Source organism: Amycolatopsis sp. SB7-3 (assembly GCF_041021335.1).
In the GTDB taxonomy this organism is placed as follows: Bacteria; Actinomycetota; Actinomycetes; order Mycobacteriales; family Pseudonocardiaceae; genus Amycolatopsis; species Amycolatopsis japonica.
Window position 1 is genome coordinate 247,197 of sequence record NZ_JBFPJQ010000003.1, and the last position, 20,103, is coordinate 267,299.

Consider the following 20,103-nt stretch of genomic DNA (forward strand, 5'->3'; position numbering starts at 1 on the left):
GTGCTTCGCGATTATTCCGGCGAGGTGAGTGGGGGCATATGGAGTTCACGATTCTCGGGCCGCTCGGTGTCCGCGACGGAAATACCGAACTCGAGCTGGGCGCGCCGAAAGTCCGCCGTCTGCTGGCACTGCTGCTCCATCGCGCGGGCGAGGTGGTCCCGGTGAGCGCGCTGGTCGAGGGCCTGTGGGCGGGCCGCCCGCCACGCACCGCGGCGAAGAACCTCCAGCTCTACGTCCTCCAGCTCCGCCGCGCGCTGATGGACCCGGATCGCGTGGTGCACCGCAGACCCGGCTATCTGCTGGTGGTGAATCCCGGCGAACTGGACGTCCGGCGGTTCGAGGATCTCGCCGACCAAGCGCGTACGGCACACGAGCGGCGGAACGCGGTCGTCGCCGGAAGCCTGGCGCGGCAGGCACTCGCGGTCTGGCAGGGTCCTCCCTTCGGCGGGCTGGCCGACAGCAGTGCCGCGCTCCAGGTCGAGGCGGACCGGCTGCAGGAACGACGGCTGGTCCTGCTGGGGCAGCGCATCGACGCGGATCTGGCGCTCGGCAGGCACGCGGACGTCGTCGCCGAACTCACCGAGCTCGTCTGGGAACATCCGTTGCGGGAACATTTCCAGGCCCAGCTCATGCTCGCGCTCTACCGATCGGGGCGCCAAGCCGAGGCGCTCGGGGTCTATCGCCGGGCACGCGCCCTGCTCACCGGCGAGCTCGGGCTCGAACCGGGGGCGGAGCTGACCGACCTCGCCCAGGCCATCCTGCGCACCGATCCGGCTCTGGACCTGCCCGCCGCCGAACAGCCGGTTTCCGCCGGGCCGAGGCAGCTGCCCGCCGCGGTGCCGACGTTCACCGGCCGCACCGCGCAGCTGCGCAGGATCGACGCACTGGTCGCCGGCGGCGCACCGGTGGTGGTCGTCAGCGGCACCGCGGGGGTGGGCAAGACCGCGCTGGCACTGCAATGGGCACACGGCGCGCTCGACCGGTTCCCCGACGGCCAGCTCTACCTGAATCTGCACGGCTGCGCGCGGTCGGCCACGGTGACCGCGGCCGAAGCACTGGTGCGGCTCGTGCGCTCGCTGGGTGTCCCGCCCGACCGGATACCGGTGGACCCCGACGAACTGGCCGCGCTCTACCGCTCCGAGCTCGCGGGCAAACGGATGCTCGTGGTGCTCGACAACGCCGGTACGGCGGATCAGGTGCGGCCGCTGCTGCCCGGCCGTCCCGGCAGCCTCGTCGTGGTGACCGGCAGGCAGGAACTGCCCGGGCTCGTCGTCCTGCACGACGCCGGTGCCGTCCGGCTCGACCTGCTGACCGAAGAGGAGGGGCTCAAGCTGCTCGCCAGGCTCGTCGGCGCGCAGCGGGTCAAGGAGGAACGCCGGGCGGCGGCGAAACTGGTCCGGTTGTGCGCCGGGCTGCCGCTCGCGTTGCGGATCGCGGCCGCGGACATCGGCATCGGCCGGGACCGGCCGATCGGTGCCGTGGTCGACGGGTTGTTGCGGGCCGACCGGCTGGACCGGCTCGGGATCGACGGCGACCCGTCGGCCGCGGTCCGGGCCGCGTTCGCGCTCTCGTACCGGCGGCTCGGTCCGGCCGCGCAGGGTTTGTTCCGGTTGCTCGGCGTGGTCCAGGTGCCGGATTTCACCGCGCGGTCGATAGCCGCGCTCGCCGGGCAGGACCCCGAGAGCGTGTCCCAGGCTCTCGCCGAACTGGAGCGTGCGCATCTCGTCTCCAGGGGCGCAGACGGCCGGTACCAGTGCCACGATCTCCTTCGGCTGTACGCGACCGAACGCGCGCGGGCCGAGGACGACGCGGCCGACCGCGACGCGGCCAGGCTCCGGCTGTTCGGCTGGTATCTCGCGACGGTGACCGTCGCGGTCACGCGGATCACGCCGCAGATCCTCCGGCTTCGTGAAGGAGCCGAATTCGGCGAGACCGACGTCGTCTTCGATGACGACACCGAGGCATTGGAATGGCTCGAAGCGGAACGTGCCGCCCTCATGGCCGTCATCCACGACGCCGCCGCGCAGGGCCCGCACCGGGTCGTCTGGTTACTGGCGGACGCCCTGCGCGGTTTCTTCTGGCTCAGAAGGCATTCCGTGGACTGGGTCGCCGTCGCGAAGGCCGGGCTCGCCGCGGCGGTCGTGGACGGTGAGCCGCGCGGCCGGATCGCCGCCCGGCAGAGTCTCGCGCAGGTGTATCGCGGGCTGGGCGATTACGCGTCCGCCATCACGCATTACACCAAGGCGCTGGAGCTGGCCACCGCCGAACGGTGGCCGGAGGCGGAAGCCGCCGCGCGCGGCAATCTCGCCGGAGTCCACTGGGAGCTCGGCGCGCTCGACGAGGCGGTCGCGGAACTCGACCGCGCGATCGAACTGAACAGCCGGATGGGCTGGGAAGCGGGACTTTCGGCCAACCTGCACAACATCGGGACACTGCTGCGGGAGCTGGGCAAGCCACAGGAAGCCATTCAGCGGCTGGCCCAGGCCCTTTCGCTCATCGAACGCGCCGGCAATCGCGACGGCGCCGCGCATGTGTACACCACCCTCGGCGAGGTCTATCTCGACCTCGGCAGACTGACCGAAGCGCGCGAGTCGCTGACGAAAAGTGTTTCCCTGCACCGGGAGAACGGCGCTCGTTACGGCGAGACGACCGCACTCTGCTCCTTGGCTGCGTTGTGCGCCGAAACCGGGGAATTCGCCGAAGCGGCCGAGCACGCCGAGGCGATGCTGGAACTGGCCCGGGAAACCGGCGATCGCCGGGCGGAGGCGAACGCGCTCGCGGCGCTGGCCGAACTCGCCGGCCGGACCGAGTTGCCCGTGGCTCCCGAGATCTTGGCCGGACAGGCGGTCGAACTCGCCCACAAGATCCATTACACGCGAGCGGAGATCGTCGGCCTGCTGGCGCTGGCCGAGGTGTGTCGTCGCGGCGGGCGGCTCGACGACGCCGTCACGCATGCGGACGCGGCCGCGGAACTGGCCACCCGGCGGGACTTCCTGCTCCTCGCGGCCCGGGCACAGATGGTGCTGGCCACCACCCGCCGCGACCGCGGCGACCGGGAACAGGCGGCCGAATGCGCCGAGCGCGCGCTGACCCTGCATCGCCGCACCGGCAACCGGATCGGCGAGGGGCACGCGCTCGCCGTCCTCGGCGAAGTCACCGCGAAACGGGATCCCGGTGCCGGGCAGGGACTTCTGCGGAAGGCGCACGACATCCTCGCCGACTGCGGTTCGGTGGAACGATTCCGGGTGGCGGACCTGCTCGCGACCTGAGGGTCAGGCCGTCCCCAGCGCGACCGCGATCACGAGCCCCCGCTCACAGGAAATGGAGACGTCGACCCGCGCGATACCCAGCGCGCGAGCACGTTCGGACGCCGCACCGCGCAACTCCACCGACGTCGCGCCCGCTCCGGACCGCCGGATCACGATCTGGGCCGGCGGGACGGAACCGGACAGGCAGGTCCTGAGCATCTTCAGCACCGCCTCCTTCGCGGCGAACCGGCAAGCGAGGCAGACGCTGCCCGCCGTCGCGAGTTCGTCGATTTCCTCTGGGGAGAACAGGAACTTCAGGAACCAGCCGCGCCGCGCGAGCAGATCGAGTTCGGCCACGCGCAGCGCGTCCACTCCGACGAGCGTGGTCATACGTTCCCGGTCCCTTCGCGCCTGACGCCCTGCGTCCTCGCCATGCGGCCACCCTAGATCGCCACCACACCGGGAAACCAGGGTTCTGGCCGGTGTCGGCCAGACCGCTTGCGGACGTTGAATCGCGCGGATTCCTTGCCGTAGCGTCGAATCGAGTCCGGAAGAACGGAGGAGACCTTCGTGGCCAGTGACATCAGCGACATCATCGACGCGGACGAACGGTTTCGCGGCCTGCTCGATCGCCTCTCGTCGAAGTCGATCGACGACTACTACAACCCCTATCAGATGTTCGAGTGGCCGGACAGCCTGCCCGAACGGATGTGGTGGATGAGCCCCGAGCTCACCACCACCCACGGCACCGAGTTCGCCACGACACTGAGCGAAGACCAGCTCTTCGCCCTGTCGCGGTACGAGAGCATCAACTTCTACAGCCTCAACGTGCACGGGATCCGCGAGCTGCTCATCGAGGTCGTCGCACGTATCCACACGGCGGGTTTCGAGACGCCGTCGGAGTTCTTCCACCACTTCATCGGCGAAGAGAACGAACACATGTGGTTCTTCGCCGAATTCTGCCTGCGCTACGGCGGGAAGATCTATCGCGCCCCGGGTGCCGGCGTCACCATCCCACCGGCCTCTTCATCCAAAGTGGAGAGTCTGCTGGTGTTCGCGAGGATCCTGATCTTCGAGGAACTGGTGGACCACTACAACTCGCTGATGGCGCGGGACGAACGCCTGCACGAGACGATCCGCGCGATCAACCGCATCCATCATCAGGACGAATCACGGCATATCGCGTTCGGCCGGGAGCTGGTCGAGCATCTCTACGGAGACCTCAAGAAGACGGCGACCGAAGAGGAACTCGTCGAGGTCTCGGCCTATCTCCGCCGCTATCTCACCTACAGTTTCGAGTCGCTGTACAACCCGCAGGTCTACCGCGACGCCGGCATCGAGAACCCGCTGGAGCTCCGGCGCGCGCTGCTCGACGCGCCCAACCGGCCGGCCACCGAGCAACAGGTGTTCCGCAAGACCTTGAAGTACCTGGAGCGAACGGGGATCCTCCGATGACCCGAACCACCGGAGTGGACGGCGCCGAAGCGCTGGCGATCCTCGGTCCCGACGAGACCGCTCTCGTCCAGGAACTCGACCGGACCTTCCTCGGCTGGGCCGGCACCGCCGGGGCGCGGGAGATCAGCCCGCCGCCCCTGTACCCGGTCACCGACCTGGAAAAATTCGACGTCTACGCGAACTTCCCGCATCTGGCGTTCGTGGCCGGTCCACTGGATCTGGCCGGCCGGGAGGGAAAGCCGGTCGACGGCCGGTTCGCCGGCGGCGATCTGCAGGACGGCCGCTACGGTCTGCCGCACGCGACCTGTTACGGGGCTTACCTCTTCTACGAGGGCACGAAGGTGTCCGAGACGGAGATCGTGACGCTCGTCAACCGCTGTTTCCGCAGCGAAGACCACTACAGCGGGTTGCGGCGGCTGGCGAGCTTCCAGATGCGTGAGATCGTCGCCCTCGGCTCGTTCGAGCACACGCAGGAAGTCGTTTCCCGCTTCACCGAACGGATCCTGGCGTTCTCCGGCGAACTCGGCCTCGGCCTGGAGAAGGAGGCCGCGATCGATCCGTTCTTCCAGAACGACGGCGCCCGCGCCCTCCTGCAGAAGCTGAGCCCGGTCAAATACGAGTTCCAGCACGGCACCCTCGCGATCGCTTCGGTCAACACCCATCGGAACTTCTTCGGCGAACGATGCGACATCCGCTTCGGAGACGGCAAGGAGTTCGCCTACACCAGTTGTGTGGCGTTCGGCCTGGAGCGCTGGCTCGCCGTGCTCACCGAGGTCCACCACGGCGATCTCCCGGCGGCGCTGGCGGCCGTGCGAGCGGCGGCGGACCGGGCCGGGTGACCATGCCCGCGAGACGGATCGGCATCGACGTCGTCCCGCTCAGCCGGGTGCGCGAGCTCGTCGCCCAGGACGCGGAACCCGCGTTGCGCCGAATGCTCTCTTCCGCCGAACTGCTGAGTTCGTCCACTCCGGACGGTCCGGACCTGGCCGGTATCGCGGGACGCCTCGCCGCCAAGGAAGCGGTGTTCAAACTCTTCCACGTCGGCGGGCAGCCCGTGCCCTGGCTCTCGACCGAAGTGCTCAAGAGCGACGGCGGCTGGCCGGTGGTCCGGCTCACCGGACGCGCCGCGCGGCTGGCCCGGGAAGCCGGGCTCGGCGAGATCGAAATCAGCATCACCCACGACGACGCGTACGCCATCGCGGTCGCGGTGTCCGCCGCGGACTGAGAAGGAAACAACCTCGAAGGAGAAGACATGCCCGCCCCTGGTATCGAAAAGGTCAGTGACTGGATTCTCGGCAGGCACCCCGAACGCACCGAGCTGGCGTTCGAAGAGGACCTGATCGAAAGCCGCTTGGTCGACTCGCTGTCGTTCGTCGAGCTGGTCTACGTGATCGAGGACGCGAGCGGGGTCGAGGTCGACTTCGACAACATCGACATCGCGGACTTCAAAACCCTGTCGGCCATCGAGAAGGCGTTCTTCGCCGGAGCGGGAGTCAGCTGATGCACGCCGTTTCCTATACCGCGCAGTGGATGGCGGCGGCTCGTTCGCTCGAGTCCGAACGCGAGGACGCGCTGTACGTCGACCCGCTGGCGAGCGCCCTCGCCGCGCCGGACGGGTTCCGGCTGATCGAACGCTACGCCGGTGGCGGGCTGCTGCCGTTCATCAGCATCCGGACCAGGTTCCTCGACGACGCGATCGGCGAGCTGCGGTCGGATCCCTCCATCCGCCAGGTGGTGCTGATCGCCGCGGGGATGGACACCAGGGCGTTCCGGCTGGACTGGCCCGAAGACACCGTCGTCTTCGAGGTCGACCACGAGCCGCTGCTGGTGGAGAAGCAGCGACGGCTGACCGAACTGGGCGCCGAGCCGCGTGTCGATCGCCGGGTCGTACCCGCCGACCTGACCCGTGAATGGCTGCCCGAACTGGAGAAGGCGGGCTTCGACCCGGCCCGCCCGACGTTGTGGGTGGCCGAGGCGCTGACCTTCTTCCTGACCGAGGAGCAGGCGGGTGGTCTGCTGGAGACACTGGGCTCGGTGTCGGCGCCGGGAAGCAGGCTGGCGCTGGACATCCTCGGCCGTGCCCTGCTGCGCAGCCCGTTCTCGAAGCCGTTCCTCGACCGGCTGGCCGACGACGGGACACCGTGGATCTTCGGCACCGACGAGCCCGAGGAGTTCCTGCTGGCCCACGGCTGGAAGGTCGACGAGATCAAGGAACCTGGCCAGCCCGGCGCGGGTGAGGGCCGCTGGCCGTACGAGGTACAGCCGCCGGAACGCCGCGGCGCCAACCGGCTCTGGCTGTTGCAGGCCGAATACCTGGAGGGCTGATGGGCGCGACCACCCTGGAACGCGTCGAATCGTTCGTACCCGAGCGCAGCGTCCGCATCGAGGAGCTCGGCGAGCACCTCGGGCTGCGCCGGGCGGAACTCGGCGTGTTCCGGAAGTTCTACGGCCTCGACACCCTCCGGTTCGATCCCGGGATGGACCTGTTCGACCTGCTGTTGCCCGCCGCGAAGCGGGCGCTGGCGGCGCTGCCCGCCGGCCGGAGGATCGACAGGCTGGTGTTCGCGCATACGACCCAGGCGCTCGCGCCGGCCGACGTCGACATCGCCCAGGAGCTCGTGCGGCGGCTGGGACTGGTGGACGTCGAGGCGTTCGCGTTGTCCCACCAGGCGTGTGTGAGCAGCCTGGGTGCCATCGACGTCGCGGCCGAACTGCTGCGGGCCGAGGGCGGGACCGGCGGTTACGCGCTGATGGTGACCGGCGAGCGGGCGTTCTCGCCGATCGTGCAGCTGATCCCCAACACCGCGATCATGGCGGACGCGGCCTCGGCGTGCCTGCTGGCGGTGGACGGCGACGGCGACGTCGTGCATTCCTTCGTCACGAAGACGCTGGGGCAGTACGCGGAATGGCTGGCGCTGACCCCGGAACAGAACACCGAATTCGGCGAGCTCTACGGGCCGCGGCTGGCCGAGGTGATCCTGGCGGCGGTGGCCGAGGCGGGATGCGGGTTCGACGACATCGAGCTGGTGATCCCGCACAACGTCAACGCCCTCGCCTGGCGGCAGACGGTGAAGGCGCTGGAGGCGCCGTCGGAGAAGTTCTTCCTGGAGAACATCCCCAAGCTCAGCCATTGCTTCTCGTCGGACGTGTTCCTGAACTACACGACCTTGCGGGAGAGCGGCCGGCTCGTCGACGGTGCCCGCTACGTGCTCGTGACGGTCGGTCTCGGTGCGACGTTCGGCGCCATGGTGATCACCCATCGGACGCGGGGGAGCGGGACGTGACGGGTCGCGACGAAGTGGTGTCGGCCATAGCGGACGCGCTCGGGGACGTCCTGGAACGGGAGATCACCGGGCTGACCGAAGACACGCGGCTGTTCGACGACCTGCGGCTGGACTCGTCGAAGGTCTTGGAACTGCTGATGCTGGTGGAGATGGCCGTCGACATCACGGTGGATCCGGACGATCTCGACATCGATCGCCTCCGCACCGTCCGTTCGTTCGCCGACTACGTCGAATCCAGGCAGGCCATCGGGGAAGGAGTGTCATGAGCGGTGAACCGACCCTGCGCGGCACGAGCGCGGTGATCTCACCGCCGGGTCCCGGCTACCAGGAGGACGCAGCGGTCTCGAGGTTCCTCGCGGATCTCGTCGAACCGTTCGGGTCCAAAGTGGACGAAGAACGCTGGCAACGCGGCGCGCACGTCTCGCACAAGGCGCTGACCGACCGGTTGCTGGAAGCCGAGGGCGTGCGCACGAGTCGCCCGCAGCTGATCATCGTGACCCACGCCCTTCCCGACGTCCTGCCGTTCACCGCCGTGGCGCCGTATCTCGCCCACCGGCTCGACGTCACGGCGACCACGTTCTCCGTGGCCCAGCAGGGTTTGGCCGCGCCTTTCACGGCCCTGCGCATCGTGGCGGCGTATCAGCGGTCGGGACGATGCGAGGAGGCGGTCGTCGCGGTACTGGAGCAGACGACGCTCCCGACCCCGCATCCGCTGGTCGACGACGGTGGGCTGGTCGACTCGGGTGCCGCCCTGGTCCTCGGCACCGGTCCAGGACCACGGCTGGCGTCGGTGTCGTCCGGCGGGTCGGTGGGGGAGCTGCTCGAACCCCATCGGGAGCCCGGCACGCTCGTGGTCCTCGGCCCGTGGGTGACGGAAACCGTCGAGGCGGAGGACGTCCACCGGGTCGCGCCCGGCTCGTACTGCACCAGTGTGTGGCTCGCCCTGGCGGGAAACTGGCCGGCGTGGCAGGAGACGTACCGGAAGGTCGTGCTCTGCGACACCGATCCGGTGAGCGGTCGCAGTCACGCCGCGGTCTTCACCTTCCCGGCGGGGTAGCCCGATGCGGATCGGGGCCGACCTGCTGTACGTCGGCGAACTGGACCGGCTGCTGGCACGGCCGTGGTTCCGTGCCTACGTCTACGCCGAGTCCGAACTCGCCACCGCAGCCGGGTTCGGCCCCGATCGATGCCGCGAATTCCTGGCGGGCCGCTTCGCCGCGAAGGAAGCCGTCGCGAAGGCTCTCGGCACCGGTTTCGCCGACGGCGTCGCGCCGCGCCAGATCGCCGTCGAACGAGCCGATTCCGGCGCGGCACTGGTGACGCTCACCGACGCGGCGGCCGCGCGCGCCGCCGCGCTCGGGGTCGTGGAGGTTCAGGTGTCGATCACGCACAAGGCGGACCTGGTCCTGGCGGTCGCGCTCGCGGCGTAGACGAGATCACCGCGCGGTGCGGGGCCAGGTCCAGGCGTACCGGAGGATGAGGGCGAGAACGATCAATTCCAGCGCGACGCCGAGGCCAGCGGCACGAACACCACACCGGTGGCCAGCGGGTCCAGGTGCAGCGCGGACTGGAGGTAGTAGGTCAGCACCAGGAAGTAGCCCGCGTTGCCGGCGAAGAACACCGTCACCGTCGCCATGCTGGCCGGGAAACCGCGCCTGCGCAGGACCCGGGCCGGCAGCAGTGGATCCCCGCCGCGTGCGGCGAGCCTGTTCTCGTACCGGAACAGACCCGCCGTCAGCAGCGCCGCGGCGGCGCAGCAGCCCCAGATCCACGGTGGCCAGCCGTGTTCCGGCCCGAGCGACAACGGGATCAGCAGGATCGGCAGCACGGACGCGGTGAGCACCGTGCCCACCATGTCCAGCGGCGCGGTGACCTCGCTCCGGCTCTCCCGGACCGTCGACGGCGCGGTCAGCAGGATGAGCAACCCGATCGGGACGTTGATCAGGAAGACCGTCCGCCATTCCAGCCCGGCGACGTCCATGTTCAGGAGCAGCCCGCCGCCGATCAGCCCGGCGACGACCCCGAGCCCGATCACCGAGCCGTACGCGCCGATCGCGCGCTGCCGGTCCCGCGGCCGGGCGAAGGTGCCCTGGATGATCGACAGCACCTGCGGCATCAGGACGGCCGCCGCAGCGCCCTGCACGACCCGCGCCACGATCAGCAGATTCGCCGTGGGACACAGCGCGCACAGCAACGAGGCGACGGTGAACGCCGCCACCCCGTACTGGAACACCTTCTTGCGGCCGAACCGGTCGCCGAGCTTGCCGCCGGTCACCATGCCCGCCGCGTAGGCGATCACGTAGCCGTCGATGACGAACTGGATCTGGCCGAAGCTTGCGCCCAGATCCGCTTGGATCGGCGGGCTGGCCACGTTCACGATGAACATGTCGATCTGGCCCATGAACGTGGCCAGCAGCACCACCCCAATCCCCGCCCAGTCACGGAGGACCGGGCACGGTCGAGGGCGATGTTTCCGCGACGGCAACCATTCTCGTCCTTACCTGGTCGGGTGGGCGCCGCCGTTGACACCGAAGGTCTGCCCGGAGATGTGCCGGGCGCCGGCGGAAGCGAGGAAGTACACCGTTTCGGCGATGTCGGCGGGAATCCCGGCGCGGCCGGTGCTGGTCGCGCCGATCAGCTGCTCGGCCCGCTCGGCGGGGAGCTTGTCCCGGAAGAACTCGGTCTCGCGGATGTAGCCCGGCGAAACCACGTTCGCGGTGATCTTGCGGGCCCCGAGCTGCTTGGCCAGGTCGACGTTCCACGACGCGAGTCCCGCCTTGGCCGCGCCGTACGATCCGGCGCCCTGGTCCGCGGCGATGGATCCGATGTGGATCACCGATCCGCCTTCGGCCAGCTTGTCCTGGGCAGCGGTGGTGGTCAGCACCGCGCTGATCAGATTGGCGTCCAGGTTGGCCCGCCAGCGCGCGAGGACCCCGGCGAGCCCGTCCTGCTCGGGGAGGTCGAAGTCGGTGTTGCCGCCCGCGTTGTTGACCAGTACGTCGATCGGCCCGTCCAGCGAGTCCAGCGCGGCGGTCACCTGTTCGGGATCGGTGGCGTCGCAGACGAGCGGCCGGACCGACGAGCCGAGGTCGGCCGCCGCCTAGACCAGTACGTCCTTGCGGCGGCCGGTGATGTGTACGACGGCGTCGGACGCCGCGAATCTCGCCGCCACGGCCCTGCCGATGCCGGTGCCCCCGCCGGTGACCAGGATCGTCCGGGTCATCTAGCCTCCTTCGTGTTCGCCGGTCCTAACTCACGTTTAGGCCTAAATGATAGGCTGTGCGTCGTGCAGCCGACAACCGCGGTGGAGGTCTGGGATGAGTGCAGCGTCCGAAAAGGACCCCACGCCGGACGCCGCGGACGAGATCGAGGCGGCATGGCAGCGCGAACGGCCCGGCACGTCGACCGAGTCCATCGGCATCGTGACCCGGGTGTGGCAGCTGGCGAAGCTGTTCGGTGAGGACCGGCGCCGCGTCCTGCTGGATTCCGACGTCGATTCGGCCACGCTGGACCTGCTCAGCATGCTCCGGCGCAGCTCACCGCCGTACTCACTGACGACCAGGGAACTGGCGAGGCTGACCCTGGTCACCGCGGGGGCGATCTCGCAGCGGGTGGCCCGCGCGGAACGCGAGGGGCTGGTCGAGCGGCACACCGAACCGCGCGGCCGCAGCGTGTACGTGACCCTGACCCCGGCCGGGCACGCCCTGGTGGAGCAGACGGTCGATCGCGTGCTGGAGCGGGAACTCGAACTGATCTCCGGGCTGAGCGACGAGCAGCGCGCCCAGCTCTCCTCACTGCTCCGGGTGCTCCTCGGCGAGGTCCAGGGCCGCTGCAACGATCACGGTGTTTCGCATGTCGGTGATGTCGGTTCGGTGCTCTGAACCCCGCCGCGGGCGGATCAGAGCGATCGGGTGAAATGCAGGACGACCCGCTGCGCCTGCTCCGGGGTCAGCCGGGGGTCGCAGGCCGACTCGTACCTGTTCAAGTCGAGGGCGCCGGACAACTCCGCCACCGTGTCCACGCATTCGGTCACCGGGTCGGGGCTCACGTCGAGGTGGAGTCAGGCGAGACCGTTCGTATTCGTCACAAGCTGAGACACTCGTAGCTGTTCTGCAGCCCGACATAGCAGCGCTGCTCGGTAGCACTGAAGTGGTGCGCCAAATAGGTCACACCGCCATGGACTCGAAAACGTAACCAAACCGTTATGTATATGTCGCTGAAAGGTGGTTTGAGTAGGGATGGCCCCGGAGTTGTCTGTGTGCCGCAGGTGCGGCGTAACGCTGAGCCGGAATAAGGCGATCTGCTAACAGCACTGGCCACGTGACGACCCGCAAGCATAGAGGAATCCGATGACTGGTCCCAAGACCTCTGAAAATCAGACCTTGACGTTCATCGTTGCGATTGACGAAGACTTGACTGATAGAAATGAGAAAGGAATCTTCGGCTCAGTCAAGACCGAACCGGTCGCAAAGTCGGTAAATCTAGCTATCCTGAGACGCAATCTCCAAGATACTTTGAACGGCCTAGCGGAGCTGTTTGAAGGCATTACACAGGTAGGCACGGATCTACCTCTTAAGGAGGTAGAAATTTCCTTCGAGGTGACAGCTAAAGGAAGAGTCGCCCTACTTGGAACTAGCGCCGAAACTGCCGGCAAAGGCGGCATCAAGATTCTGTTCGGGCGGTGACGCCGGTGGCACGCTTCCGAGCGCTCCTTATTGGTGTCCCCTACTATGACGACGTCAACATTGACAACTTGCCTTTTATTGAGAGCGATTTAACTGAGCTAAATCGGACGCTTGTCGGCGCGGGATATGAGGTCGAGTTACATGACCAGCATCAAACCGACCGGGATCGAATTGATCGGGCAATTGAGAATTTCTGCAGGTCCGCTGAAGCTGGCCAGCTTCTACTCATATTCTTGAGTGGACATGGAATGCACCGAAACGGCGTCGACTACCTGATTCCGTCCAGTGCTGACACTAGAAGCAAGCGTTTTGCGAGCCGATGTCTCGAAATCGGGTTCAAGGAATATATCGAAGATAGCACGTGCGGCAATGTGCTAATAGTTGTGGACGCCTGCCGAGAAGGTGTTCATCTGCAAGAAAAGGGTTCGTATTCGATTGGCTGGTCCCGCCAAAAGCAGGCCTACGTTGGAAATCGGATAGTGTCCTATCTGTATGCCTGCTCTGAAGGAGAATGGGCTCGGTATGTCAAGTCTGAAATTGGATCATATAGTGTGCTCTCAAGAGCATTCAATATGGTTGCCATGGACGAATCCGGCCCTAGTACGTTAGATTCTGTAGTGGCTGCAGTCAGAATCAACGTGGAGGATATAACGTCCCAAAACTCCCTTCCGCGCCAGCGAATACAACTAGTCGGTGATGTATCACAGACAAAAGAAGTTACTCTATTCGGAAAGCGAAAGGGCAATAATTCAGCGAACAGTGCGGAGCACTCATGGATACGTGCCGTTAATGAACATGAAGCCTGGAAACTAGCTGTCGACGACGCTGCGCTAAAGCAAGATGCTGTTAGGCTTGTAAAGCATTGCGCAGAACTAGTTGAAGATTGCAAGGATAACCTCGCCGATGACCCATGGTGGGACGAGCAGTTGGCAACTCGAACCAATGATCGTCTGAACTGGTTGCTTACCCGTGTATTAAACAGTGAAAAGCTAGCTCAGGAACCTGGGGGGCCAGCTTTGACTGCCAGCGAGGCAGCATTGCTGGCCGCATTCCCGGTTGTTCACGCCACATTTTGGGCGCGAGCAACTGTGAAACTTCGTGAAGTCGTCGACGAGAAAGTGGTAGGAGATGCAGCTGCGAGCGCGGACTTTGAAAGATTTACCCAGAGATATCCTCGACTGGCTCGTCGAGCTGGAAGACTAAATCAAGCTAGTGTCTATGCGAATAACAGTCGTGCCTCCAGAGATATTCGTTGGTGGCTGTTTCATCGATGGCAAATCCGGAGAATATCTCTTTATGAAACTCAAACAGTCAAAATGCTTCTTAAGTTAGATAGCTTGCTGTTAGACGATGTAGAACACGGCAGTCGATTCTTGGCTGAGGTCTTCGATGCACAACACCTAGGGTCCCTTATTCGCAGCATGCGAATGACGGCCATTGAGGCAACTAGATCTGACAACCCTCGCGCCTTAGCGTTATCAAGATCCATTGCAATGGCAACTCCCCAGGAGCAAGAGCTGCGTGAGCAGGTTATCGGGCTGCTTCTAATAATTTCCCATCTACTCGCGATTGAGCCGGCAAGCATCTCAGTCGTTGTGGCCGAACATATCGGAATCGCCGACCCGGTCAATTTAGAGGACCTTCTCGAAACAATCCGTCGAGCGTCGTGGCGACCGCGTGGACGCACCCGAGTATTAAATGCTGAATGTACGCATCAAGCTGTTGATGTCGCTCTCAACGAACACGCCATCGAGGTAACAAATGTTCTACAGCAAATTGACACTCTCGCATCCGAAATTGCTGACTTGGCCCCACTGTCCGATCTTCCAACGCACGCATCGGCAGACGAAGTTCGATCAGCGTTTAAGCCAGGAGGTGGGGCCATTTATGATGGTCAAGGATTTCGTTTTCGGCTAGCTGACGACCGCATCCAAGAGTTGCTTATGGGTGAACAGCTATATGGTGATCCGGCCCTAGCTGTCCGTGAGCTGTATCAGAACGCGCTTGATGCATGTAGGTACCGCACCGCGAGAACCGAGTATCTTAGGCGAACCAACGTGCAACTGCCTGAGTGGCATGGCGAGATCGCTTTTGAACAAGGAACAGATATTTCCGGTCGGCGCTACCTGGATTGCATCGATAATGGGATAGGAATGGGGCGTCGCGAACTTACCGACGTCTTTTCGAATGCCGGTGTCCGTTTTGCGGATCTTCCAGAATTTATTGAAGAGAAAGCGAAGTGGAAAGAACTTGGCATTTCCTTTCATGAAAACAGTGCCTTCGGTGTTGGCGTTCTTAGCTACTTCATGATTGCTGACGAGATTGTCGTTACCACTTGCCGGTTGACTCGAACTGGACAACCTGGCAGGCAGCTCAAGGTAAATATACCTGGCCCCGGAGCCGTTAGCCGGATCCAAGACCTTGGACCTAGCAATAGTGCTGGAACAGTTGTCCGTCTAATACTTCGCGATGACGATCTTTCTGTTTCGTGCGTGCGCATACTTTCTCGAGTGCTGTGGATATCCGAGTATGAGGTTGTCGCCAGAGATAATGAGGAGCGCGCAGTTTGGGAGCCAAACAAATTATCACCTGTTGCTCCCATTGGTTCTCGAAATCCGTTTGAGCCCGACGCGCAACGAAAGTCTTCAGCATCGGCGCTGAGCACTTCGACGCCGGCAGTATGGTGGTGCAATTCGACAGGAGGGATCCTCGCCGACGGTCTCTGGGTTGGGAAGCAACTATTTGGTGCAATTGTTAATCTTACCGGAGACGTTGCCCCGAAACTTACCGTGGATCGCCGCCAGATCGTCGACTACGACACTCGAGAAGTGAACCGGTTGCTTGCCGGTGAGATCGATAGGCTCTTTAATGACGAAGAAGGTGCATTACGAACTCATCCATGGATTTGGAAAGTCGCGAAGGATAACCCTGAAATTGCAGATGAGATCATCGAGCGAGCTACTGCAGATGATACGGTTAAGTGGTTTATCGCCGACAGTCAAGTAGGGTTGCCGACGATTGGCTATTTTCCTCTTGATAACGCGATATTTGGAAGGGATAAGTCCGGAAGCAGACAGGCCTGGATGAGATTAAGGGAACGTGGACCAGACTGGATCTTCGGGTGGCGCTTGAACGCCTGGGCAAGCGCCGGGTTGCTCACAGGTGTGACGTCTAGTTCGAGCGATTCGTTTCCAGTAGCCCGCCCGTCAGACCTCTATTTACTGACTCGAAGCTACTCGCGGGACGGGCCCAAAAGGCTGGATACGATCGAAATCGATGACGATCTTCCGCCTGGGATTGTTTCTTGGCTAGCGTTGGATAGACCCGTGCCGCTCGGCCACGTGCTGGCGGCCGCGGAACAACTTCAATGGTCACCACGTGATATTGTCGCTCGGTTGACTGAATTCGGCTTTACTGTTACTGAGTTTGACTGGTCTCGCGATTTTGATCGCACGGATGCTACCTTACTTAGCAAGAATCTAAATCGAAATTCCCCGTGGCTCGATTCAAGCAAAATTGTTCCGATTGGGCACATTGTGGCGGCCGCCGAAGATCTTCAGTGTTCTCCTGTTGACATTGTTCGACGACTGGTTGAATTCGGCTTTACCGTTACTGAGTTTGACTGGTCTCGCGATTTTGATCGCACGGACACCACGATACTTAGCGAGAACCTGGATAACAAGCCACCGTGGCTGGTCGCAAGTAATTTGGTCCCGGCCGGACATGTAATAGCAGCAGCGCTCCAGATGGATCGGCCCGTCAAAGAGATTATCGACCGTCTGACGAGTTTTGATTTAGCGGTAGCTGATTTTGATTGGTCGCTAGTATTTGACCGCGATGATATCATGCTTTTCAGTAAAGATCTCGATCGAGCGAGGCCCTGGTTGACACCAGGTGAGAACATTCGATTGAGTAGCATCTTCCTCCTATCCTTCCAGCTCGACTGGACGCCTGAAAAGGTTCGAGACCGTTTAGTGGAGCTTGGGTTCGCCGTCCCGAGCCTGGTAAGCCTCTCGTTAAGTCAACAGGAACTCGCAACGATTCTGAGTCGCGACCTCGATCGTTCTGGGCCTTGGTTAAGGCCCGCCGAGTCGGTGGAAATTGGCCACGTTTTTGCTGCGGCCGGTGAGCTTGGAAGCTCACCCGAACGTGTAGCAGGGCTTCTCGCCGACCTAGGGATGAACGTACCCGAATACACTTGGTGGCAAGATTTTGATCGTAATGATGCACTTTTGATCAGCAGGAATTTGGATCGTACTAGCCCCTGGCTTGAACTTGATGAGCCGGTTTCTGCGGGGCATGTTCTTGCTGCGGCTGCGGAGCTGGGATATTCGCCGGAAGATGTCAGGCGTCGCCTGTCTCGATTTGGATTTGAGGTTGCTCCAATTAAGGTATCCGTTCCTGTGGAACGGAGTGATATTCGACTGCTGGCTTCAGTGGAAGTCAATTCGGATTCTCGCTGGCTATCCGCCGAACATGCAGTTTCCGCTAGGCATATTCTTCTGATTTCGACTCTATTGGGCCGACCAGTGGGGCAGGTCGCTAGTCGCCTTGTGAAACTCGGGTTCCAGCTGCCACCTTTTCTTGAGGTACTGAATAAGCAGAATATTTAGCTCTTCTGGAGGAACGGCCTGATGTCGTTTGACTGGCGTTTGCCAGTTCGACGGGAGCTGTCAACTCTGCAAGCGCGTCCACCGGATCGTTGCCGAAGACGACGGACCGGCGAGCAGTAGCTACGGCTTGACTTTCCTGGTCTAGCAAGGTGAGAGGTTGGCGAGAGGGGGACCAGCAGTCAGCCGGGCACGGCGGCGCGTTGACGGCGTACCATGCCGTGGTAGGCCAGTGTAGGTCCGTGCCCGCGGGGACGGGCCAGCACCGTTCCGCAGGTCGGTCCGGCCACTCGGTACCTCCGAAGACTTCATCGCGTATTTCGGGACTTGGCCGCGGGCGTGCCTGCCGTTACGAAATTCGGCATGGAGCTACCCGTCACACCTTGTCTTGCGTGCCGTCACACCCTTAGGGGTGCTGTGACACCTGAGACGTGGTCTTGACCTGGGAATAGATCGTGCATGAAGGTTGTGACGGCTTGAGTTGGAACCTGGCGCAGCTGTCGCGAACAGTCGTCGGGAGGCCAGTTTGTGTTGTCGGCGAGACGCCGTCACAGCGACGGGCAGAGGTCGGCGCGCTGTGCGTCGACGAGCTGGACGGCTGCGGCGGCGACGTTCTGGAGTGCGTGACGTGCCCGGTCGGTCTGCCGACTCCAAATGCGGTGAGGCGAAACTTGGTTCGGCGGCCGACCGTCAGCTACGCAGCGATACCAGCAAACGTGGAGGCGGGGTGGCCGTAAGTTGCGCTTGCTGCGCGTCACTATTTCATTGAAGTCCTGTTGCTCAGGCGGTGACGGGCGGCGGGCGGCCTGGTTGCTCGCCGAAAGCTGGAGCGCGGACCGCGGCCACGAAGTGGGTGTATGCGTTCCGCGGTCGGGTTCGATGCGGGCACTGTCTACGCGAGATGGAAGGGACGCCCCGCGAGAGCCGGATCTACGACCGGTGCGCGGCGCGGACACTCGTACCAGGCTCGCCGGCTCTTGCGGAGCACCCAAAGAACGGGTACATGCCCGAGGCCGCCGTCATCGAGCCGGTCAACGGGTACATCAGCCAGGTCTTCTCCCCAGAGCAACGCGAGAAGACAGTGCTTGCGATGCTCGGAGTGGCTGGTGAGGTTGCTGTGAATCCGGAGCGATCGGAGGAAGCGCGGCGGCCGCTCTCCCAGGCCAAGACGCGACTCACAAGACTTCGGGAGGCGATCGAAGCGGTTGCGGACCCTGGAGCGCTGATCGAACCGTTGAACCGGGCGAAGGAGGAGCGCGACGCCGCTGAGGAGGATCTGGCGCGTGCTCCGGCTGAGGAGTCGATCGGCAGAGCCGAACTCGAAGCGATGGTCGATGCGTTCGGCGAACTGGGACGTCAGGTCGGGAACGCGAGCCCGGGAAGACTTCAGGAGCTCTACGGCGAGATCGGCCTGGAGATGGTCTATAACGCAAAAGAGCGGACGGTCGATGTGACCATCCGCCCACCCCGTAGGGTTAATGCGGGTGTCCGAGGGGGGACTTGAACCCCCACGTCCGTTAAGGACACTAGCACCTCAAGCTAGCGCGTCTGCCATTCCGCCACTCGGACTTGCTGATGTGAGAAGAGTATACGTCGCCTGAAGGGCCTCAATCAGGGGGGTACGTATAGTCACGCAGACCTACATTGAGACGATGATCGGTTACCCTCCGACAGCTCCCGCGGTGTCAGAGGGGCGCGTTCCCCCAGGTCGAAGGCTGAAAGTGCGTAGTGTGACCGGCGGCTACGGAGGGTGGGGAATCAAAGTCGGGGGCGGGGCGCTTACACGGGCGTGAAGAAGATTGGTTTCCTGTCCTTCGGCCATTGGTCACCGAGCGCGCACTCCGAGACGCGGTCCGCGGCCGACTTCCTGCATCAGTCGATCGACTTGGCGGTCGCGGCCGAGGAGCTCGGCGTGGACGGCGCGTACTTCCGGGTGCATCACTTCGCGCGGCAGGCGGGGAGTCCGTTCCCGTTGCTGTCGGCGATCGGGGCCCGGACGTCGAAGATCGAGATCGGTACCGGCGTGATCGACATGCGGTACGAGAACCCGATGTACATGGCCGAGGAGGCGGGCGCCGCCGACCTCATCTCCCGCGGCAGGCTTCAGCTCGGGGTCAGCCGGGGATCCCCGGAGCAGGTCATCGATGGCTGGCGGTACTTCGGGTACGGGCCGGCGGAGGGGCAGACCGCGGCGGACATGGCCCGTCAGCGCACCGAGGTCTTCCTCAAGCTGCTCGAGGGCGAGGGGTTCGCGCAGCCGAACCCGCGGCCGATGTTCGCCAATCCGCCGGGGTTGCTGCGGCTCGAGCCGTATTCGGAGGGGTTGCGCGAGCGGATCTGGTGGGGATCCAGCTCCAACGCGACCGCGGTGTGGGCGGCGGAGCAGGGCATGAACCTGCAGAGTTCCACGCTCAAGGACGACGAGACGGGTGAGCCGCTGCACGTCCAGCAGCGCAAGCAGATCGAGGCCTATCGCGAAGCCTGGAAGGAGGCCGGACACTCGCGTGAGCCGCGGGTGTCGGTCAGCCGCAGCATCTTCGCGTTGACCAACGACCTGGACCGGGCGTATTTCGGCCGTGACCGGGACTCGCGGGACCAGGTCGGCATGATCGACGAGACGACCAGGGCGATCTTCGGCCGGTCGTACGCCGCCGAGCCGGACGAGCTGGTGCGGGCGCTCAAGGAGGACGAGGCGATCGAGGCCGCGGACACCCTGCTGCTCACCATCCCGAACCAGCTCGGCGTCGAGTACAACGCGCACGTGCTGGAGAGCATCCTCACCCATGTGGCGCCGGAGCTCGGCTGGCGCTGAGAATGCGCG

General features: G+C 64.1%; 18 protein-coding genes, 1 tRNA gene and 1 pseudogene. 15 read left to right on the top strand and 5 right to left on the bottom strand.

Annotation, left to right across the window (positions count from 1 at the left end):
• The first annotated feature begins 38 nt into the window (after positions 1–38).
• Positions 39–3,269 carry a BTAD domain-containing putative transcriptional regulator gene (locus tag AB8M46_RS25770; RefSeq protein WP_394361893.1) on the top strand — a complete coding sequence of 1,077 codons (3,231 nt, stop codon included), beginning with the start codon at positions 39–41 and terminating at the stop codon, positions 3,267–3,269.
• Positions 3,270–3,272: 3 nt separating this feature from the next.
• Here the strand turns inward: AB8M46_RS25770 and AB8M46_RS25775 are convergent, their stop codons facing one another.
• Complete coding sequence (locus tag AB8M46_RS25775; RefSeq protein ID WP_394361894.1) at positions 3,273–3,638, bottom strand: holo-ACP synthase; 366 nt, start codon at positions 3,636–3,638, stop codon at positions 3,273–3,275.
• 180 nt (positions 3,639–3,818) lie between these two features.
• Between AB8M46_RS25775 and AB8M46_RS25780 the strand changes: the two genes are divergently transcribed.
• From AB8M46_RS25780 to AB8M46_RS25820, 9 genes are read left to right on the top strand one after another with little or no spacing between them, the layout of a single operon-like run.
• A complete protein-coding gene (locus tag AB8M46_RS25780) occupies positions 3,819–4,703 on the top strand; it encodes a diiron oxygenase (protein ID WP_394361895.1) in 885 nt (294 codons plus the stop codon).
• Positions 4,700–5,542: a hypothetical protein gene (locus AB8M46_RS25785; RefSeq protein WP_037348323.1), complete on the top strand. Its 843-nt coding sequence runs from the start codon at positions 4,700–4,702 to the stop codon at positions 5,540–5,542. The genes AB8M46_RS25780 and AB8M46_RS25785 overlap by 4 nt, the downstream gene beginning before the upstream one ends.
• 2 nt (positions 5,543–5,544) lie before the next feature.
• Entirely contained in the window at positions 5,545–5,928 is a 384-nt protein-coding gene (locus AB8M46_RS25790) for a holo-ACP synthase (protein WP_125737616.1), read from the top strand.
• A 27-nt stretch (positions 5,929–5,955) separates the two neighbouring features.
• Entirely contained in the window at positions 5,956–6,204 is a 249-nt protein-coding gene (locus tag AB8M46_RS25795) for a hypothetical protein (RefSeq protein ID WP_037348320.1), read from the top strand.
• Positions 6,204–7,028, top strand: coding sequence for an SAM-dependent methyltransferase (locus AB8M46_RS25800; RefSeq protein ID WP_037348319.1), 825 nt, complete (start codon positions 6,204–6,206; stop codon positions 7,026–7,028). Before AB8M46_RS25795 ends, AB8M46_RS25800 begins: the two co-directional genes overlap by 1 nt.
• Positions 7,028–7,987: a 3-oxoacyl-[acyl-carrier-protein] synthase III C-terminal domain-containing protein gene (locus AB8M46_RS25805; RefSeq protein WP_394361896.1), complete on the top strand. Its 960-nt coding sequence runs from the start codon at positions 7,028–7,030 to the stop codon at positions 7,985–7,987. Before AB8M46_RS25800 ends, AB8M46_RS25805 begins: the two co-directional genes overlap by 1 nt.
• The gene (locus AB8M46_RS25810; RefSeq protein ID WP_394361897.1) at positions 7,984–8,253 is read left to right on the top strand and encodes an acyl carrier protein; all 270 of its coding nucleotides are present in this window, start codon (positions 7,984–7,986) and stop codon (positions 8,251–8,253) included. The genes AB8M46_RS25805 and AB8M46_RS25810 overlap by 4 nt, the downstream gene beginning before the upstream one ends.
• Positions 8,250–9,044 carry a hypothetical protein gene (locus AB8M46_RS25815; protein WP_394361898.1) on the top strand — a complete coding sequence of 265 codons (795 nt, stop codon included), beginning with the start codon at positions 8,250–8,252 and terminating at the stop codon, positions 9,042–9,044. Before AB8M46_RS25810 ends, AB8M46_RS25815 begins: the two co-directional genes overlap by 4 nt.
• A 4-nt stretch (positions 9,045–9,048) precedes the next feature.
• On the top strand, positions 9,049–9,417 hold the full coding sequence (locus AB8M46_RS25820) for a holo-ACP synthase (RefSeq protein ID WP_394361899.1): 369 nt from the start codon (positions 9,049–9,051) through the stop codon (positions 9,415–9,417).
• Between the two features lie 62 nt (positions 9,418–9,479).
• Here AB8M46_RS25820 and AB8M46_RS25825 read toward each other — a convergent pair whose 3' ends face one another.
• Both AB8M46_RS25825 and AB8M46_RS25830 read right to left on the bottom strand, forming a co-directional pair.
• Positions 9,480–10,409, bottom strand: coding sequence for an MFS transporter (locus AB8M46_RS25825; protein WP_394361900.1), 930 nt, complete (start codon positions 10,407–10,409; stop codon positions 9,480–9,482).
• 75 nt (positions 10,410–10,484) lie between these two features.
• A pseudogene (locus AB8M46_RS25830) lies at positions 10,485–11,210 on the bottom strand (SDR family NAD(P)-dependent oxidoreductase).
• A 94-nt stretch (positions 11,211–11,304) separates the two neighbouring features.
• Between AB8M46_RS25830 and AB8M46_RS25835 the strand changes: the two are divergent.
• Positions 11,305–11,868, top strand: coding sequence for a MarR family winged helix-turn-helix transcriptional regulator (locus AB8M46_RS25835; RefSeq protein ID WP_394361901.1), 564 nt, complete (start codon positions 11,305–11,307; stop codon positions 11,866–11,868).
• A gap of 17 nt (positions 11,869–11,885) precedes the next feature.
• On the opposite strand, the gene AB8M46_RS25840 is transcribed toward AB8M46_RS25835, so the two are convergent.
• Positions 11,886–12,035, bottom strand: coding sequence for a 3-deoxy-7-phosphoheptulonate synthase (locus AB8M46_RS25840; protein ID WP_394361902.1), 150 nt, complete (start codon positions 12,033–12,035; stop codon positions 11,886–11,888).
• A 301-nt stretch (positions 12,036–12,336) separates the two neighbouring features.
• Between AB8M46_RS25840 and AB8M46_RS25845 the strand changes: the two genes are divergently transcribed.
• The 3 genes from AB8M46_RS25845 to AB8M46_RS25855 all read left to right on the top strand — a co-directional run bounded on the left by AB8M46_RS25845 (position 12,337) and on the right by AB8M46_RS25855 (position 18,786).
• Entirely contained in the window at positions 12,337–12,672 is a 336-nt protein-coding gene (locus tag AB8M46_RS25845) for a hypothetical protein (protein ID WP_394361903.1), read from the top strand.
• Positions 12,669–17,285 carry a caspase family protein gene (locus tag AB8M46_RS25850; protein WP_394361904.1) on the top strand — a complete coding sequence of 1,539 codons (4,617 nt, stop codon included), beginning with the start codon at positions 12,669–12,671 and terminating at the stop codon, positions 17,283–17,285. Before AB8M46_RS25845 ends, AB8M46_RS25850 begins: the two co-directional genes overlap by 4 nt.
• Before the next feature lie 1,000 nt (positions 17,286–18,285).
• Positions 18,286–18,786, top strand: a complete 501-nt coding sequence (locus tag AB8M46_RS25855; RefSeq protein WP_394361905.1) for a hypothetical protein — start codon at positions 18,286–18,288, stop codon at positions 18,784–18,786.
• Here AB8M46_RS25855 and AB8M46_RS25860 read toward each other — a convergent pair.
• Positions 18,768–18,851 (bottom strand) — tRNA-Leu (locus AB8M46_RS25860). The genes AB8M46_RS25855 and AB8M46_RS25860 overlap by 19 nt on opposite strands.
• Before the next feature lie 220 nt (positions 18,852–19,071).
• Here AB8M46_RS25860 and AB8M46_RS25865 point away from each other — a divergent pair.
• Positions 19,072–20,094, top strand: coding sequence for an LLM class flavin-dependent oxidoreductase (locus tag AB8M46_RS25865; RefSeq protein WP_037336569.1), 1,023 nt, complete (start codon positions 19,072–19,074; stop codon positions 20,092–20,094).
• Positions 20,095–20,103 lie beyond the last annotated feature (9 nt).

Coding starts and splice junctions, on each gene's coding strand:
- AB8M46_RS25795 (WP_037348320.1), top strand. CDS start 5,956: ATGCCCGCCCCTGGTATCGAAAAGGTCAGTGACTGGATTCTCGGCAGG.
- AB8M46_RS25800 (WP_037348319.1), top strand. CDS start 6,204: ATGCACGCCGTTTCCTATACCGCGCAGTGGATGGCGGCGGCTCGTTCG.
- AB8M46_RS25845 (WP_394361903.1), top strand. CDS start 12,337: ATGACTGGTCCCAAGACCTCTGAAAATCAGACCTTGACGTTCATCGTT.
- AB8M46_RS25835 (WP_394361901.1), top strand. CDS start 11,305: ATGAGTGCAGCGTCCGAAAAGGACCCCACGCCGGACGCCGCGGACGAG.
- AB8M46_RS25785 (WP_037348323.1), top strand. CDS start 4,700: ATGACCCGAACCACCGGAGTGGACGGCGCCGAAGCGCTGGCGATCCTC.
- AB8M46_RS25805 (WP_394361896.1), top strand. CDS start 7,028: ATGGGCGCGACCACCCTGGAACGCGTCGAATCGTTCGTACCCGAGCGC.
- AB8M46_RS25790 (WP_125737616.1), top strand. CDS start 5,545: ATGCCCGCGAGACGGATCGGCATCGACGTCGTCCCGCTCAGCCGGGTG.
- AB8M46_RS25820 (WP_394361899.1), top strand. CDS start 9,049: ATGCGGATCGGGGCCGACCTGCTGTACGTCGGCGAACTGGACCGGCTG.
- AB8M46_RS25855 (WP_394361905.1), top strand. CDS start 18,286: ATGCCCGAGGCCGCCGTCATCGAGCCGGTCAACGGGTACATCAGCCAG.
- AB8M46_RS25775 (WP_394361894.1), bottom strand. CDS start 3,638: ATGACCACGCTCGTCGGAGTGGACGCGCTGCGCGTGGCCGAACTCGAT.
- AB8M46_RS25815 (WP_394361898.1), top strand. CDS start 8,250: ATGAGCGGTGAACCGACCCTGCGCGGCACGAGCGCGGTGATCTCACCG.
- AB8M46_RS25770 (WP_394361893.1), top strand. CDS start 39: ATGGAGTTCACGATTCTCGGGCCGCTCGGTGTCCGCGACGGAAATACC.